This window comes from Mycobacterium sp., from assembly GCF_032162105.1.
Classification (GTDB): Bacteria; Actinomycetota; Actinomycetes; order Mycobacteriales; family Mycobacteriaceae; genus Mycobacterium.
The window spans coordinates 1-10,059 of the sequence record NZ_JAVRPS010000055.1 but is presented as its reverse complement, the minus strand read 5'-3'; the positions used below and the strand labels follow the sequence as shown (position 1 = coordinate 10,059).

Here is a 10,059-nt window from a genome sequence, read left to right as displayed (position 1 = left end):
CCGCCGAAGTCGTAGTTCCAGACCCGGTCGAGGATCTCCTTGCGGCTCACCGCCCGTCTCGGGTGGCACATGAGGTAGTGCAGCAGCTCGAATTCCGTGGAGGTCAGCGGGATCGACGCGCCGGCCCGCGCTACCGTCCGACTGGCGTCGTCCAATACGAGATCGCCGACGGTGAGTGCCTCGTAATGTGCGGGGGTTGGGTAGGCCGACCGGCGCAACACGCTCCGCAACTGTGCGACGAGTTCGTCGAACTCCGCCGCGTCGTGTGCGGCGTCGATTCCCCACCCCTCGTCACGTAGCGCCATTCGAATCAGGTTGGTCAGGGCGCGCTCGTCGTCGACGAGCGCGGCCCGGATCGGTGAGCCCTCGGCCCGAAACATCCGCGGCCGCTCGCCGAGTGCAGCCTGTCGCCTAGCCGAACCGCTGACCTGCGATGTCGTCATGTTCACAGTCTGCCGACCCTTCGGTGATCGATCAACGGATTCATTGACGGTTCATATGTCGGTGCCACGAGGGCCAGTGCTCAGCCGCGACCCAGCGTCGTGACGGACACGTCGCCGCCGTCGGACCGCGCGGTGACCAGTGATGCAGCGGAGTCGCGGTCGGACGTCTGCGGCACCCGGACGACCGTTGTCCCGTCGGCGTTCTCGTTGTTCGCATCGACCAGGTAGGGCCCGCGCGGCGGGAGCGCGATGGTGACGTCGCCGTCCCTGGAGGTCGCGTCAACGGTGCGCGGCGCGGCGTCCTTGAAGTCCGCCGAGATGTCCCCGTCGGTAGAGGTGGCGCTGAACGATTCGCTGACCGAGATCGGATCGCGAGTGAGCACCGACCCGTCCTGGCTGACGATCTCGATGCGCCGCGCCGAGCCGCTCAGCATGACGGCTCCATCGATCGTTCGGGCGACCAACTGGTCGAGATCTGCCTGGGCCATCAGCAGCCCGTCCTCCTGCTGGACGGTGACCGACAGCCGGCGGGCCAGTTCGGGCGGCAGTGTCACGGTGAGCTGAGCGCCGCGATGCCAGTCCATGAACGAACCCGACTGCGGCGCGACGCTCACCCGCGTGCCCAGGGGGTCGTTGGTGACCGACACCGCCGCTTCGGACGACCGTCTGCTGTCGACCTGGCGGAGGTCGACGCGGGGTTCGTGCGCGTCACGGTCGGCGACGATGCGTATGAGCGTCGTAGTGTCGGCGGTATCGACCGTCAGCGACCGCATGGCCGCGGGCAGCGGCTGGGTGTCGTTGGACACGCGCAGCGCGCTCAGCCCGAACGCGGCGACGCCCAGACTGCTCACCGTTCCGATCAGCAACACCGTGGCGGCCACGACGATCAGCACGCGTACCGCGGTGCGTCCGCCGGGGGACAGCGGTGGCGGAGCGGCGGGCGCGGGCGGCGGGGGAGCGATGGTGGTCACGATGGAAGCCCTTTCAGCGGTTCAGGATTCGAGGTAGCGCAGGACCGCCAGCACGCGGCGGTTCTCGCTGTCGTCGGGGGCGAGGTTGAACTTGGCGAAGATCGAGGCGATGTGCTTCTCGGCCGAGCCGACCGAGACATGCAGGGCGCCCGCGATGGCGGAGTTGGTCCTTCCCTCCGCCATCAGTTGCAGGACCTCTCGCTCGCGTGGCGTGAGTTCGTCGAGGGCCGACCGGCGGCGGGACCGGACCAGGATCTGGGAGACCACCTCGGGATCCAGCACGGTGCCGCCGCCACTCACGACCGTGACGGCGTCGAGGAAGGTGGGCACGTCGGCCACCCGGTCCTTCAGCAGGTAGCCGAATCCCTTGGTGTCCGAGGCGATCAGGTCGGCGGCGTAGCGCTCCTCGACGTAGTGCGAGAGGACCAGGACCGGCGACTCCGGGTTCTGGCTGCGCAGCAGAGCGGCCGCCCGGATGCCCTCGTCGGTGAACGTCGGTGGCATCCGGACGTCGAGGATCGCGAGGTCGGGCTTGAGCTCGTTGACGATCCGCAGCAGGTTCGTCGCATCGGATACGCCCGCCACCACGTCGTGGCCGAAGTCGGTGAGGATCCGCTCGATGCCGGCCCGCAGCAGCGCGGAGTCCTCGGCGATCACGATGCGCATGGCAGCACCGCCGAGACGATGGTGGGGCCGGTCACGGGGCTGGTCACCATGAAGGTGCCGCGGGCCGCCCGCACGCGTTCCTCGAGGCCCCGAAGTCCCGTTGCGTCATCACCGTCGCTGACGTCCGCGCCGCCGACGCCGTCGTCGAACACCGAGACGTGCAGCGCGTTGCTCGGTTCGTCGAACCGCACCGTCACCACCGCCTGAGTGGCGTGCGCGTGCTTGGCGACGTTGGTCAGGGCCTCGGCGACGACGAAGTAGGCGACCGATTCGACTTCGTCGGGTAGCCGATACGGCAGGTAGATGTTCAGTGCCGTTGGTACGCCCGAGGTTTCGGTGCGCTGCACCACCGAGGAGAGCGCAGCGTCCAGGCCGCGATCGGCCAGGATGGTCGGCGCCATGCCGCGCACCACGTTGCGCAACTCGACCAGAGCGCTCTTGGCGTCGTTCTGGGCCTCGGTGATGAGCTTGCGCGCCTCGGGAAGGTCGTTGTCGAGCTTGGTCTGCGCCAGGCCGATCGTCATGGCCAGCGAGACAAGACGGGGCTGGACGCTGTCGTGCAGGTCGCGTTCGATGCGGTGCCGCTCGGTCTGGGCCGAAGACACCGCACCCTGCCGGGCGTCGGCCAGGGCGCTGACCTGGTATTGCAGGGCGGCAGTGGCCGACGGCGGCAGCAGCCAGCGGTCGATCGCTGCGTCGACGGCCGGGGCGAACACCAGGATGGCCGCGGCGGCCGCGAGTGCGACGATGGCCAGCACGAACGCCAGCGGCGGCGAGATGAACGACAGGCCGACGGTGTCATCGCTCCGGCTGATCGCGATCGCCGCCGCGGGTCCGACGAAGGCGACCACCAACAGGGCGAACGCGACGCCTGTGGCCAGGATGTCGTAGATCAGGCGCAGGTAGTGATGCGCGGTCCCCTTCCAGAATTTGACGCTGCTGACGTCCAGCCACAGTTGATGCGCCCAACGCTGAAAGCCGTTGTACTGCGACATCTTCCGGGGCGGTATCGGAATCTCGAAACCGAACACGGCCTCACTGCGCACGCGCTCCACCCACTCGACGCCACGCATCAGATAGATGAAGGCGACGCTTGCGAGCACGAAGCCGATCACCGACGGGATGGACGAGACGGCGATGACCATCAGCGACAGGGGAATCCAGAACCACACCACGCCGATCGCGGCGCCGGTCATCATCGACGCGGTGGGAACCAGGCCCAGCGGCCGGGAGCGCGGGGTCTCGACGGTGTCGTCGGTGTCGATGGGTGGCGCGGGAACCGCGTCGATGGGGGTGGTGACTGCAACCATGCCTTCAACCTATGGACTGACGGCCCCGCCCGACACGGCGATTCCCCGAGATTCTGGCGGGGGATAACCCCCGCTGGCGGGTGGCGATGAGTTTTCCGGGCAGCCGCGGTCTGCTCTGGTACGGAAATCATCCACCAACCAAAGGAGCAGCCACCATGACCGTCTCTTCTTCCACCAGTACCCACGCCGACGCTCCCGCCAAGCGGCCGATGCGCCAGAAGGTCGGCATCGGGATCAGCGTCCTCATCGGCGCCTTCCTGGTGTTCGACGCCGCAGGCAAGTTGGCCGGCGTGGCCCAGGTCAAGGAGGGCACCGCAGCACTCGGCTTCCCCGCAAGCCAGGCGCTGATCATGGGCATCGTGCTGAGCGTCTGCATTGTCGTGTACGCGATTCCGCGTACCGCCGTGCTCGGCGCACTCGGCATCACCGCGTACCTCGGGGGCGCCGTCACCGCGAACATGCGCGTCGAGGCCCCGCTGTTCAGCGCCATCCTGTTCGCGGTCTACTTCGGCGTGCTGATGTGGGTGGGCCTGGTCCTGCGCCGTCCCGAACTATTGAAGGTGGCCGGGCTCACCCGCTGATCACTTCGGCGCGATCAGCTCCAAGGCGATGAAGTCGGGGTCGCGGAACTCGAGGATGTAGCTGCGGCCGATGTCCTTGATCGGCTCGTGGGCGATGCCGAGTTCATCGAGATGTGCAGCGGCCAACTCCAATTCGGACTTGCTCGCCACTTGCAGGCACAGGTGGTCCAGGCCCACCCGGTCCTCGTCGAAGCTGTCGTCGGCGCCCGGCCGCAGTCCGATCATCGTGCCACCGATGTCGTAGAGGACGCCGCCGTACAGGAAGCTCATCTGCTCGCGGGTCGCGTCGTCGGCGTCCTCGGGCACCTCGAGCGCAACGGGCCAGCCGAAGACCGATTCGTAGAACTTCCTGGACCGCTCGATGTCGGTGACCGTGAGGCGGACGTGGGCAACTGAGTTCGCGCTGATCGGCATGCCGCCCATGCTGCCACGCGCGGCATGCCAGAATCCGGTCGTGCAGATCGGGATGACGTTGCCGGTGATGGAACCCAACCTCGACGCGGCGACGCTGACGTCGTGGGCCCGCCTCATCGACGGCGGACCGTTCGCGTCGCTGTGCTGGGGCGAGCGAATCGCGTTCGACAACCCGGACTCGCTGACGCTGCTCGGAGCCATGGCGGCGCTGACCGATCGGGTGCGCCTGGTGACGACGGTGATCGTCCCGCAGCTGCACGACCCCGTCATGCTGGCAAAGGCGCTGGCCACCGGCGACATGCTCAGCGGTGGGCGGCTCACCGTCGGTCTCGGCGTGGGTGGCCGCCATGAGGACTACCGGGCCGTCGGCGCGGACCCCGCCACGCAGACCATGCGGGACATGGCCGACCGGGTCGCCATCATGAAGCGGGTCTGGGCGGGCGAGAAGATCACCGAATCCGTGCTGCCGGTCGGTCCGCCCCCGGTGCAGTCCGGCGGACCGCAACTGCTCGTCGGCACCATCGGACCGAAGACCCTGCGCAGCGCGGCGACTTGGGCCGAGGGATTGGCCGGCACCACCCTCGACCTCGACGTCGACAAGCAGAACGAGCTGTACGACGTCGCCCGCGCGGCCTGGGCCGAGGCGGGCAAGCCCAAACCGCATCTGGCGACGTCGTTCTGGTTCGCGCTCGGCAACGGCGAGGAGGCCCGCGCCCAGGTGCACCGCCACCTCCGCCGGTACATGAACTGGATCCCCGCCGAATTCGTCGACGCGATGGCGCCCACCACCGGTTTCGCCGGTACCGACGAGGAGCTGCTCGATGCGTTGCACCGGTTCGAGGACATCGGCACCGACGAGGTGCACCTGATTCCGACGAGTTCCGACATCGACCAGGTGCGCCGCGTCGCCGAGGTGGTCAAGGAATTCGCGTAGCGACGTCACTCGGTTTTCGTCAATCGCGTCAGTTACAGAGCGAAGTGTTGCACCAACCCGCATAGTCGCGGTGGGAGATCACCGGTGACCGGGTGCGCCGGGCGGGGGGACAAAATGCGGACAAGCATGCTCATCGCGGCTATAACCGCGGCCGTTGGAATTGCGTTGGTTCCATCGACCGCCCGCGCTGACACCGCGCTGCAGCTCGGGGGTACGCCGATCCCGTCGTATCTGAGTGGGTGGATAAGTACACCGGTCTATCCCTTGAATGCCCAGTACTTTGCTCAGTACACCTTTGTCGATGTTCCCTACCCTCAGACGATCGGGCCGTTTTCCGGGATCGGTACACCAACGATGGGCCAGTCAGTGGCGACGGGAAAAGCCCATCTGGACACCGCGATCACCAACACCAGTGGGCCGATGTTGGTGATTGGCAACTCCCAGGGGTCGTTGCCGACCGACGCCGTGCGAGCCAAGCTGGAGAATGATCCCAACGCCCCGCCGCGAAGCCAGCTGTCGTTCCTGGTGAACGGTGATCCCGAGCAGCGCGGAGGGTTGTTCAGTGTTCTCTTCGCACCGGGGACCTACATTCCGATACTGGATTACACCGTGCTGGGGCCGGTGGAAAGCCGGTACGACTTGGTGGTCTTCACATATGAGTACGACGGCATAGCCGACTTCCCAGACAGGCCGTGGAATCTGATCGCCGACCTCAACGCCCTCTTCGGGGTTGCCTACCGTCATGCAGCGACGGGGAGCCTGAATCCGTATGCGATACCGACCGAGGACATCACGGTTGCGACCAACTCCAAGGGTGCAACCACCACGACCTATTTGGGTCGGGCAGAGCACCTGCCGTTGACTGAGCCGCTGCGCATCATCGGTGTTCACGCGGACCTCGTCAACGCAATCGACAGCGTGTTGCGGCCCATCATCGACGCTGGATATTCGCGCAATGACACAGGTCCGTTCCACGGTCCCATCCTTTCCGGGGGTCAGTTCCACTGGCCGACGCCGGACCCGCCAGATACGGCAATACAGCAGACGTCGGCGAACGCGATTCCATCGGCCGCGGCGATCGAGGACGAGGACACATCGACGAAAACCGACACCGGAGTCGCGGCCAGTACTGCGCCAAAGAATGCGGTCGTTACGAACGCTGTCGACAGCGCGTTGCGGCCCAACGGGGACGCGAACTCTGTGCGCGGTGACAACGGTCCGATCTCCCCGGGCGGTCAATCTGATCCCCCGACGGTGCACCTACCCGAGACGTCCATTGAGGACACAGCGATCCGTAGAGGTCCGCTGCTCAATGTCGTCAGCGGCACGGACACGTCTACGAAGGCGGAAGTCAGAGATGGGGCCGGTACCGCGCCAAAGAATACGGCCGAGCAGGACAGCGATGAAGTCGGAAACACCGGCGCGCAGAGCGCGAGCTCAACGTCGTCGGCGTCTTCCTCGGCGTCGAGCAGCACTGACACGTCCCAAGATTCGAACTGACGGCGGGCCAGTGACCCGCGACGTTCACGGACGATTGAGGCCGCGTCGCGCCGGCAGCCTGAAACGTGAGATCACGAACCGGACCCGTTGCCCCGTATCAGGTCTGAGTCACCAGCCCGTCGTAGACCTTCTTGTAGTAGGTCGACAGGAACCGCGGGCCGACGAACCGCATGAGGGTAACCCCGGCCAGCGCGATGACGTTCTTCGACGTCTGCTCCCACATGCCGTGCACCGAGCTGCCGCCGCCGTGCACCGGCGTGGCGGTCAGCGTCATGAAGCTGCCCGTGGCAAGCGCATCACTCTCGACCACGGTGAGCGTCACCGAGCCGGGGACGGACCAGTCGTAGTGCCACCTGGCCCACAGCTTCGGGAAGTCCTGGCCTTCGCGGATGTCGGCGTCGGTGTCGCCGACGTGATACACCTCGAAGGCTTTCGCCGACGACGCCGGCCAGCGGTGCGGCCGGTTCGATGAGAAGTCCGTCATCAGCTCGATGACCTGGTCCGGTGTCGCCGTCGTTGCGAAGTCGAACTCGAACTGGGTGTGCACGTTTCGAAGTTAGCAGTTACTCGCCGACCCAGTGCAACCACGGAGTTGCATGAGCCGCCTGGGTTTGGGTGCCCTGGACCTGCTGGTTACGGGCGACGGCTGCAGGATTCAGAGCGGTCTGGCCGGTCGAGCGGCGGGTCGAACGAGGCTTCGGCAAACCGCACGCACGGCGTGATGGCGAACTTGCCTCGCGAGCTACGGCTGCCCTTCGTCGAACTGGCGCTTCCGCAGCAGCAGACGCTCGACGCGGGCTGGGCCGTGCTGGACGCATTGGAGCCCAGAGCCAAGCAAGCGCTCGTCGAGGCGATGGTGGTGGCAGTGCTCGAGGATGGCGAAGTCGCGCCGCCGGAGGCCGAATTACTGCGCGCGGCTTGCGGTTTGATGCACGTCCCGTTGCCCGCGTTGCTCGGCTGACTCAAATCGGTTTCGCCGACGCGGTACCTCGACGCCGATGTACCGTTTGGAGGGGTCAAGCCAAGCGGTTTCGGCCGCGAAACTCGGCCCACTGGGGATGGACGAATTCGCCAACTGGCGGCCGTACGACGTCGCTGACTGACCGAGTCACTCGCAAGGGGGAAGCTCATGACACTTCGGCTGCTCACGTTGGGTAGACAGATCATCTGGGAGCGAACCGACCCGTTCTCCGCCCAGGCCTTTCCTACCCCGCCGGTGCACTACGGCATCGACGACGCGGGATTCCTGCGGTGGTACCGCATGCTTGCCGACGACGATCCTGATTACGGAGGGTTTCCAGCCTGGGGTGCCAACTCGGGCAACGCAATCGGGAATGGTTGGGGTGCGATCACCTGGTTGGGGCTGGGCGACTACGGGGTGCTGGCCGCGATCAAAGAAGACGGCGGTCTGTACCTGTATCGCTACACCGGCAAGGGGGAGGACGACCCCGGGGCGTCGACGGGGTGGTCTTCGGAATCGGGAACCAAGATCGCTGACGGCTGGGGCGATTTCGTTCACGTCGCGGTAGCACTGAACCACACCCAGGAGGAAGGACTGGACGACGTCTCGTTCATGGCCGTAGACCGCGCGGGCGACATGTACTGGTATGCGTTCGGCACCCAGGACGGCGCGTTCGGACTGCAGCCTGGTTCGGGCCGCAAGATCGGAAACGGCTGGGCGCAGTTTCAGCACGTCGCCGTCGCTCCGCAGGCCGTGTTCGCGGTCATGCCCAACGGTGACCTGCGGTGGTATGGCTACAACTACCGCAACCGGGACTTCGTCAGCTGGAAGACCAACTCCGGCAATGTGATCGGCAACGGGTGGAATGGTCTGAGCCATCTTGTCGCCGCCGAATGGAACGGTGACTTCATACCCCCGGATTTCGACTACCTACCCAAGGTCGGGCTGACCAGCGTCTCGGAGACGGGAGAAGTGCTCAGCCACAGCTACCAGGGCACCGGGGTTGCCGACCCCGGGGGGCATGTCGGCTGGGGTCCCCGTTCCGGCTCGGGCATCGAAAGCATCTGGTAACGCAGGTCGTGACGGCCGAAAGCGACAGGGTGAACAATCCGCATTACTGGGCGCGGCTTGCGGTTTGATGCACGTCCCGCTGCCAGCGTTGCTCGGCTGACTCAACCCTCGCCGACGCACGCCGGCCGCCGCGTACGCGTCGCTACGCCTTGAACTGCACGATGAGATGCTCGCCTGGTTCTCGGTGGCGGCCGACTTGAAGTCGGGCCGTGAACAGGTGCTCGCCGATCTCATCCTCCTGACCGGGAAGCTCCGGCAGGGTCAGCTGGATGCGGCGATGCGGCGATGCGGCATGCGGACCGAATGACACGTGCCGCAGAGCAGCTGCGCGAGCCCTTTCTGCTTGCCCTTCCGCTGGTTGGCCGGTCGTTTGCGCAGGTAGCGTTCGGGCGTATCGATGCTGCGAGCAGCGGGGCCGACCGGTTCGATGCCGTGCTCCAAACGCTGGGCGACGCTGACGTGTCGGCGTGGGCGCCTGCCCTGCGGGTGTCCCTCGCGGTGCAGACCGGTCGGCTCGGTGATCATGCGGACCTCTGCGTCGTTGCCGCGGAAGTGTTCCCCGACCTCGGCGCGTGGGCGGCGGCCGCCGCGACACTCGCGACCGCGGGTCGGATCCCTGAAGCACTGGGATGGCTAGATCGTCTGGCGGCGCGTGATTTCGACGCCCCCTGTCGCGGCGGCTTTTACACGGCACTACTTGGGATGGCCGGTATCGCTGTCACACGCATCGATGCGCGTCACCGGGACCGGATCCTTCAACTAATAGAGGACATCGCTGACGTTCCGCTGTGCACGGCGGGACCGCTCAACATCGGCTCGCCGCTGCATTTCGCCGGTGTGATCAGGCGCGTGATGGGCGACCTCGACGGTGCGATCGATCTGCTGCGTCAGGCAGCCGCCAGCCTGGAAGCGATCGGGACACGGGTGTATCTAGCGCAGGCGCGGGCGCAGTTGGCTGCGACATTGGCCGAACGCGGCCAGCCAGGCGATCTCGACGAGGCACGCTGGGCCGCGGCCGCGGCCGCGGCCGCCGCGGTCGCGGTCGCCACGGAGCTCGCCATCGGAGATGTGGCAAACGTGTGTGGCCACGTTGTCAACCAGTGATTTCGTACTCGTCCGCGTGAGTGGTGCGCCCGGCAGTGCATTCCGCACGTTCGCGACGCGCTTCGCGTTTCCGATGTACTGACGATGGTGTCAATAATGTGGAT

The 10,059-nt window shown here is 66.4% G+C and carries 13 protein-coding genes; 6 read left to right on the top strand and 7 right to left on the bottom strand.

The annotated features are described in order from the left end of the window. The 4 genes from QOC69_RS02770 to QOC69_RS02755 all read right to left on the bottom strand — a co-directional run. On the bottom strand, positions 1 to 380 hold a 380-nt coding region (locus tag QOC69_RS02770; protein ID WP_526436118.1), incomplete at its 3' end, for a response regulator transcription factor. Between the two features lie 143 nt (positions 381 to 523). Further along, entirely contained in the window at positions 524 to 1,414 is an 891-nt protein-coding gene (locus tag QOC69_RS02765) for a DUF4097 family beta strand repeat-containing protein (protein WP_526436114.1), read from the bottom strand. Positions 1,415 to 1,435: 21 nt separating this feature from the next. Further along, positions 1,436 to 2,080, bottom strand: coding sequence for a response regulator transcription factor (locus QOC69_RS02760; RefSeq protein ID WP_526436112.1), 645 nt, complete (start codon positions 2,078 to 2,080; stop codon positions 1,436 to 1,438). Next, positions 2,068 to 3,390 carry a sensor histidine kinase gene (locus QOC69_RS02755; protein WP_526436110.1) on the bottom strand — a complete coding sequence of 441 codons (1,323 nt, stop codon included), beginning with the start codon at positions 3,388 to 3,390 and terminating at the stop codon, positions 2,068 to 2,070. Before QOC69_RS02755 ends, QOC69_RS02760 begins: the two co-directional genes overlap by 13 nt. Positions 3,391 to 3,545: 155 nt before the next feature. On the opposite strand from QOC69_RS02755, the gene QOC69_RS02750 reads away from it, so the two are divergent. Beyond that, positions 3,546 to 3,971, top strand: a complete 426-nt coding sequence (locus QOC69_RS02750) for a DoxX family protein (protein WP_526436108.1) — start codon at positions 3,546 to 3,548, stop codon at positions 3,969 to 3,971. On the opposite strand, the gene QOC69_RS02745 is transcribed toward QOC69_RS02750, so the two are convergent. Next, positions 3,972 to 4,385 (bottom strand): VOC family protein, encoded by a 414-nt coding sequence (locus QOC69_RS02745; protein WP_526436106.1) that lies wholly within the window; start codon positions 4,383 to 4,385, stop codon positions 3,972 to 3,974. It lies immediately after the preceding gene. Positions 4,386 to 4,437: 52 nt separating this feature from the next. Here QOC69_RS02745 and QOC69_RS02740 point away from each other — a divergent pair, with 52 nt between their 5' ends. After that, a complete protein-coding gene (locus tag QOC69_RS02740; protein WP_526436116.1) occupies positions 4,438 to 5,319 on the top strand; it encodes an LLM class flavin-dependent oxidoreductase in 882 nt (293 codons plus the stop codon). A gap of 264 nt (positions 5,320 to 5,583) precedes the next feature. Beyond that, positions 5,584 to 6,819, top strand: a complete 1,236-nt coding sequence (locus QOC69_RS02735; protein ID WP_526436104.1) for a PE-PPE domain-containing protein — start codon at positions 5,584 to 5,586, stop codon at positions 6,817 to 6,819. Between the two features lie 97 nt (positions 6,820 to 6,916). Here QOC69_RS02735 and QOC69_RS02730 read toward each other — a convergent pair whose 3' ends face one another. Further along, complete coding sequence (locus tag QOC69_RS02730) at positions 6,917 to 7,366, bottom strand: hypothetical protein (RefSeq protein WP_526436102.1); 450 nt, start codon at positions 7,364 to 7,366, stop codon at positions 6,917 to 6,919. Between the two features lie 174 nt (positions 7,367 to 7,540). Here QOC69_RS02730 and QOC69_RS02725 point away from each other — a divergent pair, with 174 nt between their 5' ends. Both QOC69_RS02725 and QOC69_RS02720 read left to right on the top strand, forming a co-directional pair. Next, the gene (locus QOC69_RS02725; RefSeq protein WP_526436100.1) at positions 7,541 to 7,780 is read left to right on the top strand and encodes a TerB family tellurite resistance protein; all 240 of its coding nucleotides are present in this window, start codon (positions 7,541 to 7,543) and stop codon (positions 7,778 to 7,780) included. 168 nt (positions 7,781 to 7,948) lie between these two features. After that, a complete protein-coding gene (locus QOC69_RS02720; RefSeq protein WP_526436098.1) occupies positions 7,949 to 8,851 on the top strand; it encodes a tachylectin-related carbohydrate-binding protein in 903 nt (300 codons plus the stop codon). Between the two features lie 142 nt (positions 8,852 to 8,993). On the opposite strand, the gene QOC69_RS02715 is transcribed toward QOC69_RS02720, so the two are convergent. Continuing rightward, the gene (locus QOC69_RS02715; RefSeq protein WP_526436096.1) at positions 8,994 to 9,161 is read right to left on the bottom strand and encodes a hypothetical protein; all 168 of its coding nucleotides are present in this window, start codon (positions 9,159 to 9,161) and stop codon (positions 8,994 to 8,996) included. Between QOC69_RS02715 and QOC69_RS02710 the strand changes: the two genes are divergently transcribed. Next, on the top strand, positions 9,155 to 9,955 hold the full coding sequence (locus QOC69_RS02710; protein ID WP_526436094.1) for a hypothetical protein: 801 nt from the start codon (positions 9,155 to 9,157) through the stop codon (positions 9,953 to 9,955). The genes QOC69_RS02715 and QOC69_RS02710 overlap by 7 nt on opposite strands. Positions 9,956 to 10,059: the final 104 nt, after the last annotated feature.

Bases quoted from the DNA above. Each gene is read 5' to 3' on its own strand.
- QOC69_RS02750 (WP_526436108.1), top strand. From the start codon at position 3,546: ATGACCGTCTCTTCTTCCACCAGTACCCACGCCGACGCTCCCGCCAAG.
- QOC69_RS02740 (WP_526436116.1), top strand. From the start codon at position 4,438: ATGACGTTGCCGGTGATGGAACCCAACCTCGACGCGGCGACGCTGACG.
- QOC69_RS02720 (WP_526436098.1), top strand. From the start codon at position 7,949: ATGACACTTCGGCTGCTCACGTTGGGTAGACAGATCATCTGGGAGCGA.
- QOC69_RS02760 (WP_526436112.1), bottom strand. From the start codon at position 2,080: ATGCGCATCGTGATCGCCGAGGACTCCGCGCTGCTGCGGGCCGGCATC.
- QOC69_RS02710 (WP_526436094.1), top strand. From the start codon at position 9,155: ATGACACGTGCCGCAGAGCAGCTGCGCGAGCCCTTTCTGCTTGCCCTT.
- QOC69_RS02725 (WP_526436100.1), top strand. From the start codon at position 7,541: ATGGCGAACTTGCCTCGCGAGCTACGGCTGCCCTTCGTCGAACTGGCG.
- QOC69_RS02745 (WP_526436106.1), bottom strand. From the start codon at position 4,385: ATGCCGATCAGCGCGAACTCAGTTGCCCACGTCCGCCTCACGGTCACC.
- QOC69_RS02755 (WP_526436110.1), bottom strand. From the start codon at position 3,390: ATGGTTGCAGTCACCACCCCCATCGACGCGGTTCCCGCGCCACCCATC.